This is a genomic window from Geodermatophilus sp. URMC 62 (assembly GCF_052931475.1).
In genome coordinates this window covers 3,284,291-3,306,778 of sequence record NZ_JBRFHY010000001.1, presented here as the reverse complement: position 1 = coordinate 3,306,778, position 22,488 = coordinate 3,284,291, and the positions used below count along the sequence as shown (strand labels likewise).

The 22,488-nt window shown below is 77.0% G+C and carries 25 protein-coding genes and 1 tRNA gene; 11 read left to right on the top strand and 15 right to left on the bottom strand.

The window, feature by feature from the left end; translation table 11 throughout:
* Positions 1 to 8 precede the first annotated feature (8 nt).
* The 4 genes from ybeY to ACU616_RS16160 form a co-directional block, all read right to left on the bottom strand.
* Positions 9 to 512, bottom strand: a complete 504-nt coding sequence (gene ybeY, locus ACU616_RS16175; RefSeq protein ID WP_446759464.1) for an rRNA maturation RNase YbeY — start codon at positions 510 to 512, stop codon at positions 9 to 11.
* 5 nt (positions 513 to 517) lie between these two features.
* Complete coding sequence (locus ACU616_RS16170) at positions 518 to 1,615, bottom strand: PhoH family protein (RefSeq protein ID WP_446759463.1); 1,098 nt, start codon at positions 1,613 to 1,615, stop codon at positions 518 to 520.
* A 119-nt stretch (positions 1,616 to 1,734) separates the two neighbouring features.
* Positions 1,735 to 2,562, bottom strand: coding sequence for an enoyl-CoA hydratase/isomerase family protein (locus tag ACU616_RS16165; protein WP_446759462.1), 828 nt, complete (start codon positions 2,560 to 2,562; stop codon positions 1,735 to 1,737).
* A 30-nt stretch (positions 2,563 to 2,592) separates the two neighbouring features.
* Complete coding sequence (locus tag ACU616_RS16160) at positions 2,593 to 2,952, bottom strand: histidine triad nucleotide-binding protein (protein ID WP_446759461.1); 360 nt, start codon at positions 2,950 to 2,952, stop codon at positions 2,593 to 2,595.
* A gap of 302 nt (positions 2,953 to 3,254) precedes the next feature.
* On the opposite strand from ACU616_RS16160, the gene ACU616_RS16155 reads away from it, so the two are divergent.
* The 3 genes from ACU616_RS16155 to ACU616_RS16145 all read left to right on the top strand — a co-directional run bounded on the left by ACU616_RS16155 (position 3,255) and on the right by ACU616_RS16145 (position 6,531).
* Complete coding sequence (locus tag ACU616_RS16155; protein WP_446759460.1) at positions 3,255 to 4,181, top strand: putative selenate ABC transporter substrate-binding protein; 927 nt, start codon at positions 3,255 to 3,257, stop codon at positions 4,179 to 4,181.
* Between the two features lie 62 nt (positions 4,182 to 4,243).
* Positions 4,244 to 4,921, top strand: coding sequence for a phosphonate ABC transporter ATP-binding protein (locus ACU616_RS16150; protein ID WP_446759459.1), 678 nt, complete (start codon positions 4,244 to 4,246; stop codon positions 4,919 to 4,921).
* Entirely contained in the window at positions 4,918 to 6,531 is a 1,614-nt protein-coding gene (locus ACU616_RS16145) for a PhnE/PtxC family ABC transporter permease (RefSeq protein WP_446759458.1), read from the top strand. Before ACU616_RS16150 ends, ACU616_RS16145 begins: the two co-directional genes overlap by 4 nt.
* 138 nt (positions 6,532 to 6,669) lie before the next feature.
* Here the strand turns inward: ACU616_RS16145 and ACU616_RS16140 are convergent, their stop codons facing one another.
* From ACU616_RS16140 to hrcA, 3 genes are read right to left on the bottom strand one after another with little or no spacing between them, the layout of a single operon-like run.
* The gene (locus tag ACU616_RS16140; protein WP_446759457.1) at positions 6,670 to 7,437 is read right to left on the bottom strand and encodes a 16S rRNA (uracil(1498)-N(3))-methyltransferase; all 768 of its coding nucleotides are present in this window, start codon (positions 7,435 to 7,437) and stop codon (positions 6,670 to 6,672) included.
* Positions 7,434 to 8,576, bottom strand: coding sequence for a molecular chaperone DnaJ (gene dnaJ / locus ACU616_RS16135; RefSeq protein ID WP_446759456.1), 1,143 nt, complete (start codon positions 8,574 to 8,576; stop codon positions 7,434 to 7,436). The genes ACU616_RS16140 and dnaJ overlap by 4 nt, the downstream gene beginning before the upstream one ends.
* 13 nt (positions 8,577 to 8,589) lie before the next feature.
* Positions 8,590 to 9,612 (bottom strand): heat-inducible transcriptional repressor HrcA, encoded by a 1,023-nt coding sequence (gene hrcA, locus ACU616_RS16130; RefSeq protein WP_446759455.1) that lies wholly within the window; start codon positions 9,610 to 9,612, stop codon positions 8,590 to 8,592.
* 216 nt (positions 9,613 to 9,828) lie between these two features.
* Here hrcA and ACU616_RS16125 point away from each other — a divergent pair, with 216 nt between their 5' ends.
* On the top strand, positions 9,829 to 10,191 hold the full coding sequence (locus tag ACU616_RS16125; protein WP_446759454.1) for a type II toxin-antitoxin system VapB family antitoxin: 363 nt from the start codon (positions 9,829 to 9,831) through the stop codon (positions 10,189 to 10,191).
* Entirely contained in the window at positions 10,188 to 10,670 is a 483-nt protein-coding gene (locus ACU616_RS16120; protein WP_446759453.1) for a GNAT family N-acetyltransferase, read from the top strand. The genes ACU616_RS16125 and ACU616_RS16120 overlap by 4 nt, the downstream gene beginning before the upstream one ends.
* Here ACU616_RS16120 and ACU616_RS16115 read toward each other — a convergent pair.
* The 5 genes from ACU616_RS16115 to hemW all read right to left on the bottom strand — a co-directional run bounded on the left by ACU616_RS16115 (position 10,665) and on the right by hemW (position 15,387).
* Positions 10,665 to 11,270 carry a response regulator transcription factor gene (locus ACU616_RS16115; RefSeq protein ID WP_446759452.1) on the bottom strand — a complete coding sequence of 202 codons (606 nt, stop codon included), beginning with the start codon at positions 11,268 to 11,270 and terminating at the stop codon, positions 10,665 to 10,667. The two genes, ACU616_RS16120 and ACU616_RS16115, sit on opposite strands and share 6 nt — an antisense overlap.
* Positions 11,267 to 12,379: a sensor histidine kinase gene (locus tag ACU616_RS16110; protein WP_446759451.1), complete on the bottom strand. Its 1,113-nt coding sequence runs from the start codon at positions 12,377 to 12,379 to the stop codon at positions 11,267 to 11,269. The genes ACU616_RS16115 and ACU616_RS16110 overlap by 4 nt, the downstream gene beginning before the upstream one ends.
* A 20-nt stretch (positions 12,380 to 12,399) precedes the next feature.
* Positions 12,400 to 13,140: an ABC transporter permease gene (locus ACU616_RS16105; RefSeq protein WP_446759450.1), complete on the bottom strand. Its 741-nt coding sequence runs from the start codon at positions 13,138 to 13,140 to the stop codon at positions 12,400 to 12,402.
* Entirely contained in the window at positions 13,137 to 14,027 is an 891-nt protein-coding gene (locus ACU616_RS16100) for an ABC transporter ATP-binding protein (protein WP_446759449.1), read from the bottom strand. The genes ACU616_RS16105 and ACU616_RS16100 overlap by 4 nt, the downstream gene beginning before the upstream one ends.
* Positions 14,028 to 14,166: 139 nt before the next feature.
* Positions 14,167 to 15,387 carry a radical SAM family heme chaperone HemW gene (gene hemW / locus ACU616_RS16095; RefSeq protein ID WP_446759448.1) on the bottom strand — a complete coding sequence of 407 codons (1,221 nt, stop codon included), beginning with the start codon at positions 15,385 to 15,387 and terminating at the stop codon, positions 14,167 to 14,169.
* Positions 15,388 to 15,425: 38 nt separating this feature from the next.
* Between hemW and ACU616_RS16090 the strand changes: the two genes are divergently transcribed.
* Positions 15,426 to 16,196 carry an enoyl-CoA hydratase-related protein gene (locus tag ACU616_RS16090; protein ID WP_446759447.1) on the top strand — a complete coding sequence of 257 codons (771 nt, stop codon included), beginning with the start codon at positions 15,426 to 15,428 and terminating at the stop codon, positions 16,194 to 16,196.
* A 43-nt stretch (positions 16,197 to 16,239) separates the two neighbouring features.
* Positions 16,240 to 16,398, top strand: coding sequence for a hypothetical protein (locus ACU616_RS16085; RefSeq protein ID WP_446759446.1), 159 nt, complete (start codon positions 16,240 to 16,242; stop codon positions 16,396 to 16,398).
* A gap of 164 nt (positions 16,399 to 16,562) precedes the next feature.
* Here the strand turns inward: ACU616_RS16085 and selB are convergent, their stop codons facing one another.
* The 3 genes from selB to ACU616_RS16070 form a co-directional block, all read right to left on the bottom strand.
* Positions 16,563 to 18,308 (bottom strand): selenocysteine-specific translation elongation factor, encoded by a 1,746-nt coding sequence (selB, locus tag ACU616_RS16080; RefSeq protein WP_446759445.1) that lies wholly within the window; start codon positions 18,306 to 18,308, stop codon positions 16,563 to 16,565.
* Entirely contained in the window at positions 18,299 to 19,609 is a 1,311-nt protein-coding gene (selA, locus tag ACU616_RS16075; RefSeq protein ID WP_446759444.1) for an L-seryl-tRNA(Sec) selenium transferase, read from the bottom strand. Before selA ends, selB begins: the two co-directional genes overlap by 10 nt.
* A 54-nt stretch (positions 19,610 to 19,663) precedes the next feature.
* Positions 19,664 to 19,759: transfer RNA gene (locus ACU616_RS16070), tRNA-OTHER, on the bottom strand.
* A 23-nt stretch (positions 19,760 to 19,782) separates the two neighbouring features.
* Here ACU616_RS16070 and selD point away from each other — a divergent pair.
* The 4 genes from selD (at position 19,783) to ACU616_RS16050 (ending at position 22,488) form a co-directional block, all read left to right on the top strand.
* Positions 19,783 to 20,790: a selenide, water dikinase SelD gene (gene selD, locus ACU616_RS16065; protein WP_446759443.1), complete on the top strand. Its 1,008-nt coding sequence runs from the start codon at positions 19,783 to 19,785 to the stop codon at positions 20,788 to 20,790.
* Between the two features lie 49 nt (positions 20,791 to 20,839).
* On the top strand, positions 20,840 to 21,808 hold the full coding sequence (locus ACU616_RS16060) for a zinc-binding dehydrogenase (protein WP_446759442.1): 969 nt from the start codon (positions 20,840 to 20,842) through the stop codon (positions 21,806 to 21,808).
* Entirely contained in the window at positions 21,805 to 22,089 is a 285-nt protein-coding gene (locus tag ACU616_RS16055) for a YbaK/EbsC family protein (RefSeq protein WP_446759441.1), read from the top strand. Before ACU616_RS16060 ends, ACU616_RS16055 begins: the two co-directional genes overlap by 4 nt.
* Before the next feature lie 165 nt (positions 22,090 to 22,254).
* Positions 22,255 to 22,488, top strand: coding sequence for a helix-turn-helix domain-containing protein (locus tag ACU616_RS16050; protein ID WP_446759440.1), 234 nt, complete (start codon positions 22,255 to 22,257; stop codon positions 22,486 to 22,488).

Sequence of the window (22,488 nt, the reverse complement as noted above, 5' to 3'; positions counted from 1 at the left end):
CGGCCTCCTCACCGCGGGTCGGTGCCCCCTCCGGCCGGCTCGCCGGTGACCGGCTGTCGCGGGGCCGAGCGCCAGCCCTCGAGCAGGCGGGTCTGCAGGCCGAACATCTCCCGCTCCTCCTCCGGCTCCATGTGGTCGTAGCCGAGCAGGTGCAGCACGCCGTGGGTGGCCAGCAGCAGCAACTCGTCGTCCATGGAGTGGCCGGCCGCGCGGGCCTGCCGGACGGCGACCGACGGGCACAGCACGACGTCGCCGAGCAGCGCCGGGCCGGGCTCGGGGTCGTCGGGCCGGGCGGTGTCGAGCTCGTCCATGGGGAAGGCCAGGACGTCGGTCGGGCCCTTCTCCCCCATCCACCGCTCGTGCAGCACGCTCATGTGGTCGGCGTCGACGCACAGCACCGACAGCTCGGCCATCGGGTTGACGCCCAGCTCCCCGAGCACGTACCGGCAGATGCCGGTCAGCTCCGTCTCGTCGACGGCGATCTCGGACTCGTTGGCGACCTCGACGGGCACGCCGCTCAGCTCCCCGGCCGGCGCGGCCGGGCGGTCCGGGGCGGCGCGGCCGGGCGCGCGGCGCCCTGCTGCTGGCCGGCGTCCCAGCGCTCGTAGGCGTCGACGATGTCGCCGACCAGCCGGTGCCGGACGACGTCGGAGCTGGTCAGGTTGGAGAAGTGCACGTCCTCGATGCCGTCGAGGATCTCCCGCACGATCTTCAGGCCGCTCTGCGCGCCGCCGGGCAGGTCGACCTGGGTGACGTCACCGGTGACGACGATTTTCGACCCGAAGCCGAGGCGGGTGAGGAACATCTTCATCTGCTCGGCGGTGGTGTTCTGCGCCTCGTCGAGGATCACGAACGCGTCGTTGAGCGTCCGGCCGCGCATGTACGCCAGCGGGGCCACCTCGATCGTGCCGGACGCCATCAGCCGCGGGATGGACTCCGGGTCGACCATGTCGTGCAGCGCGTCGTAGAGCGGCCGCAGGTAGGGGTCGATCTTCTCGCTCAGCGTGCCCGGCAGGTAGCCGAGCCGCTCGCCGGCCTCGACCGCGGGGCGGGTGAGGATGATCCGGTTGACCTGCTTGGTCTGCAGCGCCTGCACGGCCTTGGCCATGGCCAGGTAGGTCTTGCCGGTGCCAGCCGGACCGATGCCGAACACGATCGTGTGCGCGTCGATCGCGTCGACGTAGCGCTTCTGGTTCAGCGTCTTGGGCCGGATGGTGCGGCCCCGGCGGCTGATGATGTCGAGGCTGAGCACGTCGGCCGGCCGCTCGGAGCCGCCGCTGCGCAGCATGCCGATGACCCGGCGCACCGAGTCCGGCCGCAGCGCCTGGCCGGTGCCCAGCAGCGCGATGAGCTCGTCGAAGACGCGGACGGCGAAGGCGTTGTCGGCCGGCTGGCCGGTCACGGCGATCTCGTTGCCGCGGACGTGGACGTCGGCGGCGAGCTCGCCCTCGACCAGCCGGAGCAGCTCGTCGCCGGAGCCGAGCAGGGCGACCATCGACACGGAGTCGGGGACGGTGATCGTGGTCCGGACCGCAGCGGGGGCGGCGCCCGCGAGTGCGTCGTCGGCAGCCGCGGCCTGCGCAGAGGCCTCGCGGGAGGAGGGAGCGGCCGGCACGGGGACGTTCGGGGAGGTATCGGGCAAGTGCCCTCGACCCTGCCTTCCTGGCACGGGGGTTCTGACCCGTCCAGGTTACCCGTGCGGCGAGGGCCGGAACCGGGTCCGGCCGGGAGGAGTCAGGCGCCGGTGTAGGTGGCCCTGCCCGGCCCGTCCTCGAGGAAGGAGGCCACCGCGCCGCGCAGGTCGGCAGTGGCGAACAGCGGCCCGGAGACCTGCGGGGTGATCTCGTCGGCGGCCCGCACACCGGACCGGACGGCGGTGGTGACCAGCCGCTTGGTGGCCGCGTGCGCCAGCGTCGGCCCGGCGGCGACCCGGCGGGCGTAGTCGCGGGCGGCCTCGGCGAAGCCCTCGTCGGGCAGGACGCGGTTGACCACGTCCCACCGCTCCAGGACGGCGGCCGGGTACCGCTCCCCGGTGAAGACCAGCTCCTTGGCCCGCGCCGGGCCGGCCCGCTCGGCCAGCCGCTGCGGCCCGCCCATCGACGGCGTGAGCCCGACGACGATCTCCACCAGCCCGAAGCTGGCCCGCTCGGCGGCCAGCAGCACGTCGCAGGCCAGGGAGACCTCGAAGGCCGCGGTCAGCGTGAGGCCGTGCGCGGCGAAGACGGTGGGCACCGGCAGGTCCTCGATCGTCTGGGCGATGCGCAGCAGCCGGGCCCACAGCGCCGCGCCGCGCTGCGCCGGCTCGGGACCCTCGGCGATGTCCCGAAAGGCGTGCACGTCGACCCCGGCGGAGACCACCTTGCCGCGGGCCTCGAGCAGCACGGCGCGGGCGCGGTCGGGCCGGCCGGGCTCGGTGAGCGCGACCAGGTCGGCGGCCACCTGCTCGAACCCGGCGAACACCGACTCGTCGAACAGGTTCAGCGGCGGGGCGTCGAGCACAACGACGGCGACGTCGCCGTCCCGCTCGATCCGGACGGGAGCGGCGCTGCCGGCGTCGGTCATGACCGCAGCCTGTCACGGCCGCCGGCCGTCTCAGCCGGGCGGCCAGCGCATCGGACGGCCGCCGAGGACGTGCAGGTGCAGGTGGTGCACCGTCTGACCGGCCTGCGGGCCGGTGTTGGTCACGATCCGGTAGCCCGGCTCGGACCCGTCCTCGGTGGCCAGCCCCTCCTGGACGGCGACGGCGTGGGCGGCGGCCACCACGTCGACCAGCAGCTGCGGGTCGGCGCCGACGAGCAGCCCCGCCGTCGCGTGGTGGTCCTTGGGGATCACCAGCACGTGCGTGGGGGCCTGCGGGTTGATGTCGCGGAAGGCCAGGGTGCGGTCGGTCTCGTGCACGACGTCGGCGGGGATCTCGCCGGCCACCATGCGGCAGAACAGGCAGTCGCTCACGCAGCCGACCCTAGAAGGACCCCCTCGCCCCCCACACCTCGCTCCGCTCGGCGCGGGCCCCTGCGAGGGGGCCGTTCCAACACGTCACCTGCTCGGCGCGGGCCCATGCGAGGAGGCCGTTCCAGCACGTCAGCTGCTCGGCGCGGCCCCTGCGAGGAGGCCGTTCCAACACGTCACCTGCTCGGCGCGGGCCCCTGCGAGGGGGCCGTTCCAGCGCCGCCGGGCTCCCCGGGCGAGGATGGGCCGCACACAACCCACCGGCTCCGGAGGTGTCCCGTGCCCGTCCCCCGCTGCAGGACGTAGTGGGTGTCCGTCGCGCTCCCCGGTCGGGGGGCCCCGGGATCCCGTCGTCCTCGCGCCGCGCGTTCCTCGCCGGCACCGCCCTCGCCCTCGCCACCGCGGCCTGCGGCCGCTCCTCCCCCGTCGCCTCCTCCACCCCGGCGGGGACGCTGACCATCGGCGCCATCCCCGACCAGGACCCCGAGGTCCTCCAGCGCCTGTACGGCACCGTCGCCCGGTCGATGTCGGCCGCGCTCGACCTCGAGGTCGCCTACAGCCCGGTCACCGACTACGCCGCCGCCGTCTCCCTCTTCCGCACCGGCGACCTCGACCTCGTCTGGTTCGGCGGGCTCACCGGCGTCCAGGCGCGGCTGCAGACGCCGGGCGCCCGGCCGATCGCGCAGCGCGACATCGACACCGACTTCCACTCGGTGTTCGTCGTCAACGCCGCGACCGGGCTCGCCCTGTCGGACGACCTGCGCCCGCTGGCGCCGCTGCGGTTCACCTACGGCGCCGAGACCTCGACGTCGGGCCGGCTCATGCCCGCGTGGTTCCTCCAGCAGGCCGGCGTCGACCCGCAGGGCTTCCCCGGCGGCCCCGGCTTCTCCGGCTCGCACGACGCCACGCTGCAACTGGTCGCCTCCGGCAGCTACCAGGCCGGCGTGCTCAACGAGCAGGTGTGGACCTCGCGGTCGCAGGAGGGCGCCGTCGACCCTGCCGTCGTCGCCCACTCCCGGACGCCGGGGTACCACGACTACCACTGGCTGCTCGGCCCGCAGGCCGCCGACCTCGCCGACCCGGTGCGCGCCTACCTCACCGGGCTGCGCGCCGACGACCCGGACGACGCCGAGGTGCTCGACCTGTTCGGTGCGGGCTCCTTCGTCCCGGCCCGCGTGTCGGACTACGACCGCATCGAGGAGATCGGACGCAGCCTGGGGCTGGTCACCTGAGCGCCGTCCTGCGGCTGACCGGCGTCACCGTCCGCCTCGGGACGGCGACCGCGCTCGACGCCGTGGACCTGACCGTCGGCGCGGGCGAGCGGGTGGCCGTCGTCGGGGCGTCCGGCGCCGGGAAGTCGACGCTGCTGGGCGTGGTCAACGGGGCGGTGCCGCCGTCGGCCGGGTCGGTGGAGGTGCTCGGGCAGGACCCGCCCGGGCTCCGCGGTCGGGACCTGCGCCGGCTGCGGGCGCGGGTGGGCACGGTCCACCAGCACCTGGAGCTGGCCGGGCCGCTGCGGGTGGTGCACAACGTCAACGCCGGGCGGCTCGGCACCTGGCCGGCGGCGCGGGCGGCGTGGTCGCTCGTGCGGCCGCAGGGCCTGCCCGAGGTGGTGGCCGCGCTGGAGCAGGTCGGCCTGGCCGACCGGGTCTTCGACCGCACCGGCGCGCTCTCCGGCGGGCAGCGCCAGCGGGTGGCCGTGGCCCGGCTCCTGCTGCAGCGGCCCGACCTGGTGCTGGCCGACGAGCCGGCGTCGGCCCTCGACCCGGTGCTCTCCGACCGGGTGCTCGAGCTGCTGGCCGGCCCCGCGGCCCGGGGTGGCGCGCTGGTGGCCGCCCTGCACGACCCGGCGCTGGCGCTGCGGCACTGCGACCGGGTGGTGGGCCTGGCCGCCGGCCGGGTGGTGCTCGACGCCCCGACCGCGGCGCTCTCGGCCGCCGACCTCGCCGCCTTCTACGGAGCCGCGGCGTGACCGCGGTGCTCGACCGGGCCCGGGCGCCGGCCGTACCCCGGCTGCGGCGCGACCGGCGGCGCTGGGCGTGGGGACTGGCCGCGCTCGCTGCCGTCGGCTGGTCGCTGGCCGGCGCGGTCGGCGGGGAGGTGGCGAACCCGGCGGGCGCTCCCCAGTTCGGCCGGTTCGCCGCGGCCGCCCTCTCCCCCGCGGTCGACGGCGCGTTCCTCGGCGTGCTCGCCGGCGCCGCGCTGGTCACCGTCGCCTACGCCGTCCTCGGCGCGGCGCTGGCCGTGCTGCTGGGGGCGCTGGGGGCGGTCCTCGTCGCGCGCACCACCTGGGGACGGCGGCGGCTGGGCTGGACGGCGGTCCGGGGCGTGCTCGCGGTCCCTCGCGGGCTGCACGAGGCGGTGTGGGGGCTGCTGCTGGTCAACGTGCTGGGGCTGGACCCGTGGGTCGGCGTCCTGGCGATCGGCCTGCCCTACGGCGCGGTGACCGCCACGGTGTTCGCCGACCTGCTCGACGAGGTGCCGCGCGGCCCGTACGAGGCGCTGCTCGCCGCGGGGTCGGGGCGGGCGGCCGCGGCGCTGTACGGGCTGCTGCCCCCGGCGGCCGGCGGGCTGCTGTCCTACGCCTGCTACCGGCTGGAGTGCGCCGTCCGCTCGGCCGTGGTGCTGGGGATGGTCGGCGCCGGCGGGCTGGGCTACCAGCTGGCGCTGTCGTTCGCGTCGCTGCGCTGGCCGCAGGTGTGGAGCGCCGTCTACGCGCTGGCGCTGCTGTGCCTGGCCGCCGACGTCGCCGGCCGGGCGGTGCGCCGCCGGGTGGCCGCGCCGCGGCGGCCGCCGGGCGTGTTCGCCCGCGACCGGCTGCTCACCGCGGCCGTGCTCGGCACGCTCGCCGCCGTCGCGTGGTCCTGGTGGTACCTGGCGCTGTCGCCGGCGTCCCTGGTCGCGGCCCGCACGCGCGAGCAGGTGGCCTACGTGCTGGACGCCGCCTGGCCGCCGGCCGGCGACGGCGCCCTGCTCGCGGAGGTGGCCCGGCAGACGGTGACGACGGTGCAGACGTCGGTGCTAGCGATCGCCGTCGCCACGGCCGGGGCGGTGCTGGTGGCCGGCGTCGCCGCGCGTCCGCTGCGGGCCGGTCCCCTGCGCCGGCTCTGCGGGGTGCTGGCGCGGGCGGGGCTGCTCCTGCTGCGGGCGGTGCCGCCGCCGGTGTGGGCGCTGGTCCTGCTGTTCGTGCTGCGGCCCGGCGTGCTGCCCGGCGCGCTGGCACTCGGCGTCTACACGCTCGGGGTGCTGGGGCGCCTGGCCGCCGAGGCGGTGGAGGAGGCCGACCCCCGGCCGCGGGCGGCGCTGACCGCGCTCGGCGCGCGACCGGCCGGCGGCTGGCTGTACGGGGTGGCGCCGCAGGCGGCCGGGCCGGTGCTGGCGTTCGCGCTGTACCGGTGGGAGGTGGCCGTGCGCGACACGCTGCTGGTCGGCCTGCTCGGCGCCGGCGGGCTCGGGGCGCTGCTGGCCGCGCGGCTGGCGGCCTTCGACTGGCCGGCGGTGAGCACGGTGCTGGCGGCGACGGTCGTGCTCACCCTCGCCGTCGACCTGACCGGCGCCCGCGCCCGCCGCGCCCTGCGCTGACGGAGCCCCGCCCGCGCCACGATCAGGGACCCTGATCCGAGCGGGTCCTCCCGCACCGCAGCGCGTCCTCCCTCACCGTCCACCGTGAGGGAGGACGCGCCACGATCAGGTTCCCTGATCATCGCCGCCCCGCGGCGGCTACCTCCAGCGGGTCCGCGCCGACAGCGCGGCCAGGGCGGCGGCGCCGGCGGTCGAGGTCCGCAGCACCTCCGGGCCCAGCCGCACCACCTCCGCGCCGGCGGCCCGCAGCGCCACCACCTCGCCGTCGGTGAGCCCGCCCTCGGGGCCCACGACGACGGCGACCGTGCCGCTCGAGGGCACCTCCACCCCGGTCAGCGGACGGCGGGCCTGCTCGTGCAGGACGAGCGCCAGGTCGACGTCGCCCAGCTCGCCGCACACCTGGCGGGTGGTCATCGGCTCGCTGACCTCGGGCACCCGCGGCCGCCGCGACTGCTTGCTCGCCGCCCGGGCCGCGGCCCGCCACCTCGCCAGGCCCTTCTCCACGCGGTCCTCGCGCCAGCGGGTGACACAGCGCGACGCCGTCCACGGGATGACCCGGTCGACGCCGAGCTCGGTCGCCAGCTCGACCGCCAGCGGCCCCCGGTCGCCCTTGGGCAGCGCCTGCACCAGCCACAGCTCCGGCTCGGCCGGCGGCACCTCGTACCGGGCGGCCACCTGCACCCGCAGGCCGCCGGGGCCGGCGTCGAGGACCGTGCCCTCGGCCACCGTGCCGCGGCCGTCACCGACCCGGACCGGCTCGCCGGCGGTCAGCCGCAGCACGCCGACGGCGTGCCGGCCCTCCGCGCCGCCGACGACGACCTCGGGGGCGTCGGGCAGCTCCTCGAGGAGGAACAGCGGCGCGCCGTCGAGGGCGACGCGCTGGTCGCCGGGAGCCGGGACGCTCACTTGAACGGGTTCCGCACCCGGGCGAACAGGCCACCCGGGGTCTCACCGGCCGTCGACGAGGGGCGGTCCTCGCCGCGCAGCACGGCCAGCTCGCGCAGCAGCTTCTCCTGCTCGGCGTCCAGGCGGGTCGGCGTCTGCACGTCGACGTGCACCAGGAGGTTGCCCCGGCCGGTGGCGCGCAGCCGCGGCGCGCCCTTGCCGCGCAGCGTGAGCACCGTGCCCGGCTGGGTGCCCGGCCGGACGTCGATGTCGGTGTCCTCGCCGTCGAGCAGCGTCAGCGGCAGCGTGGTGCCGAGCGCGGCGGCGGTCATCGGCAGGGTGACCCGGCAGTGCAGGTCCTCGCCGTCGCGGGTGAACACCTCGTGCGGCCGCTCGCGGATCTCGACGTAGAGGTCGCCGGCCGGCCCGCCGCCGGGGCCGACCTCGCCGCGGCCGGTGAGCCGGATCCGCATGCCGTCCTCGACGCCGGCGGGCACCTTGACCGGGATGGTCCGGCGGGCGCGCACGCGGCCCTCGCTGCCGCACTCGGGGCACGGGTCGGGGATGACCTGGCCGGTGCCGGCGCAGGTCGGGCACGGCCGGGTGGAGACGACCTGGCCAAGGAAGGACCGCTGCACGCTCTGCACCTCGCCGCGGCCCGAGCAGGTGGCGCAGGTTGTCGGGTGGGTGCCCGGCGCGGTGCCCGCACCGCTGCAGGTGCCGCACAGGACGGCGGTGTCGACGGTGATCTCCTCGGTGGTGCCGAACACCGTCTGCTCGAGGTCGAGCTCGATGCGGATGAGGGCGTCGTCGCCCTCCCGCACCCGGCTGCGGGGGCCGCGGCCGCCCATCCCGGCGCCGCCGAAGAAGGCGTCCATGATGTCGCCGAGCCCGCCGAAGCCGGCCTGCCCGAACGGCGAGCCGCCGCCGGCGCCGGGGCCGGTGTCGAACGGGTCGCCGCCGAGGTCGACGACGCGGCGCTTGTCCGGGTCGGTCAGCGCCTGGTAGGCGCGGCTGACCTCCTGGAAGCGCTCCTTGGCCTCGGGGTCGGGGTTGACGTCGGGGTGCAGGTCGCGCGCCAGCCGCCGGTAGGCCTTCTTGATGTCAGCGTCGGACGCGCCCCGGGCCAGCCCGAGGACGCCGTAGTAGTCGGTTGCCATGTAGTCGCAGTCCTCAGCTCTCGGCCAGCAGCTGGCCGACGTAGCGGGCCACGGCGCGGACCGCGGCCATGTTCCCCGGGTAGTCCATGCGGGTCGGGCCGACGATGCCCAGTCCCCCCAGTGCCCGGTCCTCGGTGCCGTACCCCACGGAGACGACCGACGCACCGGCCAGTGCCTCGTGGGCGTTCTCCTCGCCGATGCGCACGAGGACCGTGCCGCCGGCGTCCACCTCGCTGATGAGCCGGAGGACGACGACCTGCTCCTCGAGGGCCTCCAGCAGCGGGCGCAGGCTGCCCGGGAAGTCGACGGCGGTGCGTGCCAGGTTCGCCGTCCCGCCGATGACCAGCCGGTCCTCGCCGGGCTCGACCAGCGTCTCGATCAGCGCGGCGCTCATCGCGGCCACCAGCGCGCGCAGGTGCGGCGGCGCGGTGTCGACCAGGTCGGGCACCTTGCTGCCGGCGTCGGCCAGCCGTGCGCCGCCGAACGCGGAGTTCAGCAGCGCCCGCAGGTCGGCGACGTCGTCCCGGGCGACCTCGACCGGGCAGTCGACCACCCGCTGCTCCACCCGGCCGGTGTCGGTGATGAGCACCAGCAGCAGCCGGGAGCCGGTCAGCTGCACCACCTCGAGGTGGCGGACGGCGCTGCGCGAGAGCGTCGGGTACTGGACGACGGCGACCTGGTGGGTCAGCTGGGCCAGCAGGCGCACCGTGCGGCCCAGGACGTCGTGCAGGTCGACGGCGCCGTCGAGGAACCGCTCGACCGCCTTGCGCTCGGCGGCCGACAGCGGCTTGACCGCCGAGAGCCGGTCGACGAACAGCCGGTAGCCCTTGTCGGTGGGCACCCGCCCGGCGCTGGTGTGCGGCTGGGTGATGTAGCCCTGCTCCTCGAGGACGGCCATGTCGTTGCGGATGGTGGCCGGGGAGACGCCGAGGTCGTGCCGCTCGGCGAGGGCCTTGCTGCCCACCGGGTCGTTGGTGGAGACGTAGTCCTGCACGATCGCCCGCAGGACCTGCAGACGGCGCTCGTCGTGCGCCACGGTGACACCTCCCCGTACCGGTCGACGTGCCCGTGCGGACGCCCCTGACGGGCGCGGCCGGCGCGCGCCGGGCTCCCCGGCGGGCTGGCACTCGCACGGACGGAGTGCCAGTCCAGCATACGACCGGCGAGCCCTCCCGTCGCGGAGCGCGGACCGTCCTCACCCGCGGGGGGCGACGGCGGCCGGGGCCTCGGCGGATAGGGTGACCGGCGGACGGTGCTCGAACGGGGCGGTCGAACGGAGGTCGGGTCCCTGGTCTTCAAAGCGGTGCGCGACGGCCGCCCGTACCCCGAGCACGGCCTGTCCACGAAGGACTGGGCGATGATCCCGCCCCGGCAGATCCGGCTCGACACGCTGGTCACCACCAAGCGGGAGCTGGCGCTGGACACCCTGCTGGCCCAGGACTCGACCTTCTACGGCGACCTCTTCCCGCACGCCGTCCAGTGGCACGGGGAGCTCTACCTCGAGGACGGTCTGCACCGAGCGCTCCGGGCGGCCCTGCAGCAGCGCACGGTGATCCACGTCCGGGTGCTCGACCTCGACGCGCTGATGCCCGCCGACCCCGGCCGGGCGCTGTGACGGCCCCGCTGGCCCGGCTGACCGGGGCCGCCGAGGGTGTCCTCCTGCGGCGGGCCACCGCCGCCGACCTGCCGGCCGTCGTGGCGCTGCTGGCCGACGACCCGATCGCCGCCGGCCGGGAGACGACCGACCTGGCGCCGTACGAGGCGGCCTTCGCCGCCGTGGACGCCGACCCGGCGCACCTGCTGGTGGTCGCCGAGGACGGCGGCACCGTCGTCGGCACGCTGCAGCTGACCGTCATCCCGGGCCTGGCCCGCGGCGGCACGCTGCGGGCGCAGGTGGAGGGCGTCCGGGTGGCCGCCGCCCTCCGCAGGCGTGGACTGGGTGCGGCGGTGCTCGCGTGGGTCGCCGACGAGGCCCGCCGGCGCGGCGCGACGCTGGTGCAGCTCACCACCGACAAGCGCCGCACCGACGCCCACCGCTTCTACGAGCGGCTGGGCTACGTCGCCTCCCACGAGGGCTTCGAGCTCGAGCTATAGCCAACCCTTGTCGGCGGCGACGCGGGCGGCCTCCACTCGGGTGCGGGCACCGGTCTTTCCGATCGCCGAGGACAGGTAGTTGCGCACCGTCCCCTCGGACAGGAACAGCGTCCGGGCGATGTCGGCGACGGTCGCGCCGTCGGCGGCCTCGCGCAGCACGTCGGCCTCGCGCGCCGACAGCGGCGTCGCCCCGATCGCCAGCGCCGCGGCGGCCAGTTCCCGGTCGATCACCCGCTCTCCCGCGACGACGGCGCGGATGGCCCTGGCCAGCTCCGCGACGGGCGCGTCCTTGACCAGGAACCCGGCCGCCCCGACCTCCATCGCCCGGCGGAGGAACCCCGGCCGGCCGAAGGTGGTGAGCACGACGGCGCGCACCCCCGGCAGCTCGGCGGCCAGCTGCTGGGCGGCCTCGAGCCCGTCGGCACCGGGCATCTCGATGTCGAGCAGCGCGACGTCGGGCAGGTGCTCGCGGGCGGCGGCGAGCACCTCGTCGCCGCGGCCGACCTCGGCGACGACGGTGATGTCCTCCTCCAGCTCCAGGAGGGCCCGCAGCGCGCCGCGGACCATCGACTGGTCCTCGGCCACGAGCACCCGGATCACCGCGGCGCCCCGGCCGCGACCGGCGTCAGCGGCAGGACGGCGCGCAGCTCGTACCCGCCGTCCCGGCCGGCGCCGCCGGTGAGCGCCCCGCCGATCGCGCCCACCCGCTCGGCGAGGCCGGCGAGCCCCGAGCCGGGCTCGGTGCCGTCGGTCGGGCCGCGGCCGTCGTCGGTGACGGTCAGCACCGCCTCGGCGCCGTCCTCGGTGAGGGTGACCGTCACCGAACGGGCGCCGCTGTGCCGCAGCACGTTGGTCGTCGCCTCGCGGACCACCCACCCCAGCGCCGCGTCGACCGGGCCGGGCAGCGCCGCCACCCGGGCGGGCAGCCGGACGGCGATGCCGGCGCCCGACAGCGCCGAGCGCGCCTCGGCCAGGGCCTGGGCACAGCTGACCTGGCGGTAGCCGCTGACCGCGTCGCGCACCTCGGCCAGCGCGCGGCGGGCGGCGGACTCGACGTCGGCCATCTCCGCCCGTGCCCGGGCGGGGTCGGCCTCGGCGAGCCGGCCGGCCAGCTCGCTCTTGAGGGCGATGAGCGACAGGCTGTGGCCCAGCAGGTCGTGCAGGTCGCGGGCGAAGCGCAGCCGCTCCTCGGCGACGGCGTTGCGGGCCAGCTCCTCGCGGGCCTCGGCCAGCTCGGCGTTCACCGAGACCAGGTGCCGGGTGCCGCGCAGCGCGAACGCGGTGAGCAGGCACATCACCGGGAGGATGAACAGGTCGCCGAACATGCCGTCGGCCGCGACGACCCCGCCGCACACCACGGCGGCCGCGAGCACCACCGGCCACACCCAGCGCTGCGGCAGCGCCGCCGCCGCGGCCGCCGACACGTAGATCAGCAGCCCGGCCCAGGACGGGCCCATCCACGCGGCCAGCCCGACTCCCAGGGCGGCGACGACGGCCAGCCGGCCCAGCACCGGACCGGTCCAGCAGCCGCCGAACGCCCGCCGGAACACGTCGAGGTAGACGGCGGTGAAGACCACCAGCCCGGCGCCGGCGACCACCCGGACGGCGAGCGGGCGGTCGGTGGTGAGCAGGTCGACGAGCGGGAAGAACTGGAACAGCAGCCAGGGCAGCGCCCAGCCGATGCGGTACCAGCGGGGGCGGGGGTCCACGGCGCCCGACCGTAGCCCGGTCAGCCCGCGACGGCGGTCAGGGGACGACGGCGCGCGACGAGGACGGCCAGCCCGCCGAACGCGGCGGCGAACCCGGCCAGCGCGGCGACGGCCGCTCCCGGCGGCAGCTGCCCGCCCGCCGCGGCGTAGCCGGCCTGGGCGTACCAGTACGACGGCAGGCCGTGCGCCACCGCCCGCAGGCCGGAGGGGAACAGCTCGACCGGCACCCACAGCCCGCCGAGGGCGGCCAGCACGGTGGCGACGATCCCGGTCGCACCGCCGGCGGCCTTGGTCTCCAGCGCCCACCCCAGCAGCAGCCCGAGGGCGACGAACACCGCCGACCCGAGCCACAGCACGCCGACCAGCCCGGCCCACTCGACGGGGCGCAGGTGCACGCCGTTGACGAAGCGCCCGGTCAGCGCGACGACGACCAGCGGCGGCAGGGTCAGCAGCATGCCCACCGCGACGTCGACGGCGACCACCGCCGTCTGCGGCACCGGGGTGACGCGCAGCTGGCGCAGCCAGCCCGAGGCCCGGTCGAAGGAGAGCCGGATGGTGGCGCCCAGCGCCGCACCGATGGCGCCGTAGGCCATCATCGCGACCATCGTCCCGGCCGCCTGCTCGGGGCTGACCCCGTCAGGGGTCCCGGCGAAGACCTTGGTGAAGAAGACGGTGAACAGCGCCGGCAGCAGCACGGTGAAGAAGAGGAACTGCCGGTTGCGCGCCACGCGGCGCAGCTGGAAGACGAACAGCGGGGTCATCGGGTCGCTCCGGGAGTGGTGAGAGACAGGACGGCGTCCTCGAGGCTGGCGCCGCGGACCTCCAGGTCGGTCAGCGGGACGCCGCCGGCGAGCAGGGCGCGCAGCGTGGCCTCGACGTCGGTGGTGGCCAGCGCGACCGTGCCGCCCAGCCGGTCGGCGCCGACGACGCCGGGGACGCGGTCGAAGGCCGCGCCGTCGGGGGCGGTGAAGCGGACGGTGCGCCCGGCGACGGCCGAGCGGATGCCCGCGGACGGGCCGTCGGCGACCACCCGGCCGCCGGCCAGCACCACGACCCGGTCGGCGACGGCGTCGGCCTCCTCGAGGTGGTGGGTGGCGAAGACGACGGTGGTGCCCCGGGCGGCCAGCTCGCGCATCGTGGCCCAGAAGGCGCGGCGGCCCTCGACGTCCATGGCCGAGGTGGGCTCGTCGAGCAGCAGCAGCGGCGGCTGACCGGCCAGGGCCAGCGCCAGCAGGACCCGCTGCCGCTGGCCACCGGAGAGCGCCTCGACGTCGCGGCCCAGCAGGCCGGCGATGCCGGCGGTGGCCACCAGGTCGTCGAGCGGCCACGGGTCGGCGTAGCTGCGCCGCACGAGGTGCAGCACCTCGCCGACGCGGGCCTCACCGGGCAGGCCGCCGTGCTGGAGCATCGCGCCGACCCCGCCGGCGCGGACGGCGTCGGCCGGTGCGCGGCCGAGCACGCGGACGGTGCCCGCGGCCGGGCGCAGCAGCCCCAGCACGGCACTCACGGTGGTGGACTTGCCCGCCCCGTTGGGGCCGAGCAGCGCGACGGTCTCGCCCCTGCCGATGTGCAGGTCGAGGGCGTCGACGGCGAGCACGTCGCCGTGGCGGACGGTCAGGCCGTCGATGTCGAGGGCGTTGGCAGGCACAGCCCGAGCCTGACGCCGCCGGGGGTGCGCGCAGTAGTGCGGGACGTCGCGACCCCGACCTGACATCCGTCAGTCCCGGCCTCCCTGCAGGGGCCCGCCGCGAGCCTGCGAGCGGTGGGCCCTGCAGGGAGGTCCTTCCTCAGTCGGTGAGGTCGCGGACGACGGCGTCGGCCAGCAGCCGGCCGCGGTCGGTGAGGACCGCCCGCCCGGCGGTGTGCGCGGCGGGGTCGAGCAGGCCGCGGACCACGGCGTCGGCGGCGCGCAGCCGGCCGGCGTCCGACAGTGCGGCCAGCGGCAGGCCGTCGCGCAGCCGCAGGCCGAGCATCACCGTCTCCAGCGCGCGGTCGGCGGGCTCGAGCACCTCGGCGTCGGCGACCGGGAGCTCCCCCGCGGCCAGCCGCTGCGCGTACGCCGCGGGGTGCTTGACGTTCCACCACCGCACCCCGCCGACGTGGCTGTGCGCGCCGGGCCCCACGCCCCACCAGTTCGCGTTGGCCCAGTACAGCTCGTTGTGCCGGCAGCGGGCGGCGTCCCCGCGCGACCAGTTGCTCACCTCGTACCAGTCGAACCCGGCGGCGCGCAGCGCGGTGTCGGCCTGCACGTAGCGGTCGGCGAGGACGTCGTCGTCGGGCATCGGCAGCTCGCCGCGGCCGATCCGGCGGGCCAGCCGGGTGCCGTCCTCGACGATGAGCGCGTAGGCGCTGACGTGGTCGACGGGCGCGGCGAGGACGGCGTCGATCGAGGCGGCCCAGTCGGCGTCGGTCTCCCCCGGCGTGCCGTAGATGAGGTCGAGGTTGACGTGTTCGAACCCGGCGGCGCGGGCCTCGCGCGCGGCCTCGGCGGCGCGGCCGGGGGTGTGCCGCCGGTCGAGGACGGCCAGCACGTGCTCGGCGGCCGACTGCATGCCCAGGCTGAGCCGGGTGAAGCCGGCCGCGCGCAGGGCGGCCAGCGACGCCGGCGTCACCGACTCGGGGTTGGCCTCGGTGGTCACCTCGACGTCGTCGGCGACGGGGAACAGCTCGCGGACGGCGGCCAGCACGGCGGCGAGGTCCTCGGCGGGCAGCAGCGTCGGGGTGCCGCCGCCGACGAAGACGGTGGAGACGGTCGGCAGGTCGGAGCCGAGGGTCTCCGCCGCGCGGCGCAGCTCGGCGACCGCCGTCCCGGCGTACTCGGCGCGGTTGGCGCCGGGGCCCAGCTCGTCGGAGGTGTAGGTGTTGAAGTCGCAGTAGCCGCAGCGGGTGGCGCAGAACGGCACGTGCACGTAGAGCCCGAAGGGCGTGCGGGTCAGCCCCTCGCGAGCGCTGTCGGGGAGCTGCAGGGTCGCCGGCGGGGCGTCGAGCAGCGGCAGGACGGTGTTCATCCGACCCCAGTGTGCCGCGCCGGGCAGGATGTCCGGTCGTGGCTGACGACGACGTGCTGCAGGTCTCGGTCGGACGCGGGGTCGCGACCCTCACGCTCGACTCCCCCGCCAACCGCAACGCGCTCTCCCGCGCGGTGCGGGCCCGGCTGCGGGAGTCCCTCGACGCCGCGCTGGCCGACGACGCGGTGCGGGTGGTCGTGCTCGACCACACCGGCCGGGTGTTCTGCTCGGGGATGGACCTGTCCGAGGCCGCCGGTGCCGGCGCGGGCGACCAGGGGGTGCGCGAGCTGCCCGCGCTGCTCGAGCGCGTCTGGACCGCGCCGAAGCCGGTGGTCGCCGTCGTCCGCGGCCCGGCCCGCGCGGGTGGGGTCGGACTGCTGGCCGCCTGCGACGTCGTGGTGGCCGGCGCATCGGCGACCTTCGCGTTCTCGGAGGTGCGGCTGGGCATCGTGCCGGCGGTGATCTCCGCCGTCGTGCTCCCCCGGGTGCTGCCGCACGTGGCGCACCGGCTCATGCTCACCGGCGAGGTGTTCGACGCGGCCACCGCCGCCGCCGGCGGGCTGGTGGACCTGAGCGTGCCCGACGACGAGGTGGACGCCGCCGTGGCCGGTCAGGTGCGGGCGCTGGCGGCCGGCTCGCCGTGGGCGCTGGCGCAGACCAAGCGGCTGCTGCGGGCGGGCGGTCTGCGCGGCTCGTTCGACGACCTGCTGGACCTCTCCGCGCAGGCCTTCGCCGGCGAGGAGGGCCAGGAGGGGATCGCCGCGTTCCGGGAGAAGCGTCCCGCCCGCTGGGTGCCGGCGGCGGAGTGACCACCGTCGTGCCGGCCGGCTCCCGCGCGGGGACGCTGTCGCCATGACCGAGACGGACGACCCCCGCGCCCGCTTCCGCGCCCTGCCCGAGCCCGTCGATCCCGACGACGCCGTCGAGACGGTCGACGCGGGTGCCGTGCGGCCGATCTCCACCGCGGGCGACGAGCGCGACCGGCTGCTGCGCGAGGCCGGCGGCGCCTGACCCCACGGGTCGGGCACTCATCCGGGCACAGTCGTGCTCTGCCCACCGGTGTGGGCAGAGCACGAAGCACGGCAGACCCCATCCCTCTCCGGGCGCAGTCGTGCTCTGCCCACCGGTGTGGGCAGAGCACGAGGTCGCCGGACCCCCAGGAGGCGGTCTCCGGGTCAGCGCAACCGGCGGGAGTTGTCCGGCAGCCGCTCGGTCACGCCGCGGGCGTCCAGCCACTCCATCAGCGGCACGGCCACCCGCCGCGTCGTCCCCCACGCCGACCGGGCCTGGCTGAGCGTGAACGGCTGCGGCACCGCGGCCAGCCGCCCCCGCGCCACCTCCTCGACGCCCGGCGCCAGGTAGACGCCCTCGGCGATCCGCACGAGCTGCCCGTCGCGCACGGCGGCGGCCAGCTCCCGCGGGCCGAGGCGGGCGGCGCGCAGCTCGTCGGCGTCCGGTGCGGCGAAGGGGTCGGCGGCCAGCCGCGCGCGGATCGCGTCGACCGCCCGCTGCACCGCCGGCGGCAGGCCCGCGGCGGCCACCACCACCCGGCCCTCGCGCAGCGCCAGCGGCGGCCGCACCGCGAGCGCCACGAGGTCGTCGGCGGGCAGGTCCAGCTCGCGCCGCACCACGGCGACCGGCGGCCCGGGTTCCAGCGGGTGGACCTGTCGGTGGGCGGCCACCAGCCCGGGCACCCGCCGCGCGAGCTCGCCGACCAGCCCCGGCGCGAGCAGCCACGGCCCGGCGCGGACGGCGTCGTCGGGCACCGGCCAGCCCATGGCCGTGAAGTCCGCGGCACGCACCACGCGGCGGCGCGCGAGGTCGGCCGCGGCGCCGGCCGGCCCGCCGTCCTGGGCGTCCAGCTCGGCCGCTCGCTGCCGGGCCGCGCCGCGGCGGCGCAGCTCGGGCGGGGCGACGTCGCGGACGTCGGCGCCGAGCACCCGCCGGGCGCCGGGGTCGCGCAGCAGCACGCGGTCGCCCACCCGCAGCGGCAGCGGGGTGGCCAGGCGCAGCCGCACCGCCGCCCCCTCCAGCGGCCGCACCCGCACCGGCACCGCCGCCGACCCCAGGTGCAGCACCGCCTCGGCCGGCAGCCGGTCCTCCGGCGCGGTCGCGAGCACGACGTCGGCCTCGGCGGTGGACCGGAAGGCGCCGGGGGTGAGCAGCGCGTCGCCGCGGGAGAGGTCCTCCACCGCGACGCCGCGCAGGTTGAGCGCCACACGGGCGGTCGCGCTCGCCCGCTCCACCGGCCGGCCCAGCGACTGGACGCCGCGCACGCCCACCTCCCGGCCGCCGAGCTCCAGCCGGTCGCCGGCGGCGACCGAGCCGGCGGCCAGCGTGCCGGTGACGACCGTGCCGGCCCCGCGGATGGGGAACGCCCGGTCGATCCACAGCCGCACCGGCGCGCCGGGGTCGGGTGCGGGCAGCCCGGCCAGCATCGTCTCCAGCGCGGCGGCCAGCTCCGGGACGCCGCGGCCGGTCGGCGCGCTGACCGCCACGCCCGGGACCGCGCCCATCGAGGTCGCGGCCAGCCGCTCGGTCGCGTCGGCGAGGACGGGCGCGGGGTCGGCGAGGTCGGCCTTGGTGACGGCGAGCAGCGCGTGCCGCACGCCCAGCGCGTCGAGGACGGCGACGTGCTCGGCGGTCTGCGCCGACCAACCGTCGTCGGCGGCGACCACCACCAGCGCGGCCGGCACCGACCCGACCCCGGCCAGCATGTTGCCGACGAACCGCTCGTGGCCGGGGACGTCGACGACGGCGACCACCCGGCCCGAGGGCAGCGTCGTCCAGGCGAACCCGAGGTCGATGGTCAGGCCGCGGCGGCGCTCCTCCTCCCAGCGGTCGGGCTCCATGCCGGTGAGCGCCCGCACGAGGGTGGACTTCCCGTGGTCGACGTGCCCGGCGGTGGCGATCACGTCCATGCGCGGGCCACCTCCAGCACCGCGGCGGCCAGGTCGTCGTCGGACGACGGCGGCACGCTGCGCAGGTCGAGCAGCGTGCGGCCGTCGGCGACGTACCCGACGACCGGCCGCGTCCCGAGCCGCAGCGGCCCGGCGAACGGCTCGGGCAGCGAGACCGCCGCGCTGGGCAGCGGGTGCTCCGGCGCCCCTCCCCCGCCGACCCGCGCGGCCGAGTCCACCGCCCGCGCGTCGACCCCGGCGCCGACGAGCCGGGCGGCCAGCTCCCCGGCCCGGCGGCGCAACGCGGCGACGTCGGCGGCGAGCATCTCCTGCACCGGCGGCAGCGGGCCGCGCAGCGTGGCCTCCAGCGCCGCGAGGGTGGTCTTGTCCACCCGCAGCGCCCGGTACAGCGGGTGCCGGCGCAGCCGCTGCACCAGGTCCGCCCGGCCGAGCACCAGCCCGGCCTGCGGACCGCCGAGCAGCTTGTCGCCGCTGCAGAGGACGAGGTCGGCGCCGTCGGCCAGCGTCGTCTGCAGGTCCGGCTCCTCGGGCAGCACCGGGTGCGGGCGCAGCAGCCCCGAGCCGACGTCGGCGACCAGCGGGACGCCGCTGCCGGCCAGTGCGGCGGCGAGCGGCGCGACCGGCACCGACCGGGTGAACCCGCGGACGACGAAGTTCGACGGGTGCACCTTGAGCACCGCGCCGGTGCCCGGGCCCAGTGCACGGGTGTAGTCCTCGAGCGCCACCCGGTTGGTCGTCCCCACCTCGCGCAACCGGGCGCCGGTGGACTCCAGCAGCTCGGGGATGCGGAAGCCGTCGCCGATCTCCACCAGCTCGCCGCGCGCGATGACCAGCTCCCCGCCGAGCGCGGTGGCCACCAGCGCGAGCGCGGCCGCGCAGTTGTTCACCACGATCGCCGCCTCGGCCGCCGGCACCGCGGCCAGCAACGCGGCGACGGCCGCCTCGCCGCGCGGCCCGCGCCGCCCGCTCCGCAGGTCGAGCTCGACGTCGGTGGTCCCGCCGGCCGCCACCACGGCCTGCACCGCGGCCGGGGACAGCGGCGCGCGCCCGAGGTTGGTGTGCACGAGCACCCCGGTCGCGTTGAGCACCGGGCGCAGGCTGCCCGCGCCCGACGGCAGGCCGGCGAGCACGGCGGCGACGGACTCGTCCGGCAGCAGGGAGCCCTCGCGCACCCGCTGCTGGACGGTGCGGACGGCGTCCTTGACCAGCTCGCGCCCCAGCCGGGTGGCGGCGGCGGCCAGCGCGGGGTCGGCCAGCAGCGTGTCGGTGCGCGGCACCTGCCGGCGGGGATCGGTGCTCATCGCCGCCGAGGGTAGGTGGAGCGCGGGACCGGCCGGTCCCGCGCTCGACCGTGCTGGCGGAGGCGGACGGGAATCGAACCCGCCTGACCGAGGTGCTCGGCCACGTCGGCTTTAGAGGCCGCGGGGGCCACCAGGCGCCCTGACGCCTCCGCCGGGCAGCCTACGGTGGCTGCGTGACCACCGCTCCCGCACGGATCCGGCTCACCCAGTACGCGCACGGCGGCGGCTGCGCCTGCAAGATCCCGCCGGGAGAGCTGGAGGCCGTCGTCGCCGGGCTGACCCGCACCGGACCGGCCGCCCCCGCCGCCGAGCTGGTCGTCGGCCTCGACGACGGCGACGACGCGGCCGTCGTCCGGATCGCCGGCGGGCAGGGGCTGGTGCTGACCACCGACTTCTTCACCCCGGTCGTCGACGACGCGCACACCTTCGGCCGGATCGCCGCGGCGAACGCGCTGTCCGACGTCTACGCCATGGGCGGCACCCCGGTGGTCGCGGTCAACCTGCTCGGCTGGCCGCGCGACGTGCTGCCGGCCGAGCTCGCCGCCGAGGTGCTGCGCGGTGGGCTGGAGGTCGCGCAGGAGGCCGGCTGCCACGTCGGCGGCGGGCACTCCATCGACGACCCCGAGCCCAAGTACGGCATGGCGGTGACCGGCGTGGTCGACGTCGACCGGATCATCCGCAACGACGCCGCCGTCGCCGGGACGCCGCTGTCGCTGACCAAGCCGCTGGGCGTGGGCGTGCTCAACAGCCGGATGAAGGCGACCGGCGAGGTCAGCGAGGAGGCGGTGGCCTCGATGACGGCGCTCAACCGCGACGCCGGGCGGGCCGCGGTGGCCGCCGGCATCCGCGCGGGCACCGACGTCACCGGCTTCGGCCTGCTCGGGCACCTCTACAAGATGGCCCGGGCCAGCGGCGTGACCGCGGTGGTCGACGCCGCCGCCGTCCCCTACCTGGCCGGGGCGCGCGCGGCGCTGGCCGGCGGGTTCGTCTCCGGCGGCACCCGGCGCAACCTCGACTGGGTGCGGCCGCACGCCGATCTCTCCGCCGTCCCCGAGGACGAGGCGCTGCTGCTGGCCGACGCGCAGACCTCCGGTGGGCTGCTGCTGGCCGGCGAGGTCCCGGGCGCGCCGGTGGTCGGCGAGTTCGTGCCGCGGCGGGAGCACGTGGTCGTCGTCCGGTGACCGCGCGCGGTGTCGCCCGCCGGTCCGCCGTGTCCTAACGTCCGGGCACATGCGCGCCGTCTTCGTCTCCACGCCCTCGCCCGACGACCCGCTCTCCGTCCTGGAGGTCGGCGACCGCCCCGAACCGGAGGCGCCCGACGGCTGGACGACGGTGCAGGTGAAGGCCGTCTCGCTCAACCACCACGACCTGTTCAGCCTGCGCGGGATCGGCCTGCCCCAGGAGCGGATGCCGATGATCCTGGGCACCGACGCGGCCGGCCTCGACGAGGACGGCAACGAGGTGGTCGTCCACGGCGTCGTCGCCACCCCGGAGTGGACCGGTGACGAGACGCTGGACCCCAAGCGGACGCTGTTCTCCGAGCTGCACCAGGGCACGATGGCCGAGCGGGTCGCCGTCCCCCGGCGCAACGTGCTGCCCAAGCCGGCCGAGCTGTCCCTCGCCGAGGCCGCGTGCCTGCCCACCGCCTGGCTCACCGCCTACCGGATGCTGTTCGTGAAGTCGGGGCTGCGGCCGGGGCACACCGTGCTGGTGCAGGGCGCCAGTGGCGGCGTCGCGACCGCGCTGGTCGTGCTCGGCAAGGCGGCCGGCTTCCGGGTGTGGGTGACCGGCCGCAGCGAGGAGAAGCGGCAGGCGGCGCTCGAGCTGGGCGCCGAGCAGGCGTTCGAGTCCGGCGCGCGGCTGCCCGAGCGGGTGGACGGCGTCATGGAGACCGTCGGTGAGGCGACCTGGAGCCACAGCGTCAAGTCGCTCAAGCCCGGCGGCGTCATCGTCACCTCCGGCGCGACCACCGGCTTCAACCCCGGCGCCGAGCTCAACCGCGTCTTCTTCACCCAGCTGTCGATCATCGGCTCCACGATGGGGACCCGCGACGAGCTCGAGGCGCTCATGCGGATGTGCGTGGCCACCGGCGTCCGCCCGGTGATCGACGTCGAGCTGCCGCTGGAGCAGGCCCGCGAGGGCTTCGCGCGCATGCACGAGGGCCGCACCGCCGGGAAGATCGTCTTCACGCTGCCGTGAGCCCGGTCGACCGGGTGGTCGCCGCGCTCCGCGAGGCCGGGGTGGACGCCGAGCAGCGGGTGCGGCGGGCCACCCCGGAGTTCGTCCTCGCCGCCACCGGCCAGGAGGTCGGCGGGGTGGCGCCGACCGGCCACCCCGCCCCGCTGCGCGCGGTGGTGGACGTCGACCTCGCGGCGCACCCGCTCCTGTGGGCAGGCGGCGGTGACCACCACACGATGGTCTCGCTCACCTACGCCGACCTGCTGCGGCTGACCGGAGGCGACGAGGCGGCCGTGGCCTGAGCGCCACGCCCGCCTGCGCGGCGCGGGGCCGCGTCCGCGGCCGGGTGCGCGGTTGCGGTCGCCCCTGACGGCGTGCCGGCGCGTGTCGGCGGCCGCAGGTGCGCACTCGGCCACAGACGTCAACGTGGGTTGACAATCCTCCGCGCGTCAACCACAGTTGACGGCATGGCCGACACAGCACAGGTGGCCTCCGCCGCCAGCAGCCGCGATCCCGCGGTCGGACTGCGCGCGGTCCGCGCACTGCGGACGCTGGTCGAGCGACTGGAGGCCCTGCAGGTGGAGAACGCCCGCGACCAGGGCTGGACGTGGGAGCAGATCGCCCAGCTCCTCGGTGTCACGAGGCAGGCGGTGCACAAGAAGCACGCAGGCGGCCGCGGGCCGCTCCGGCGGAGGGACTGA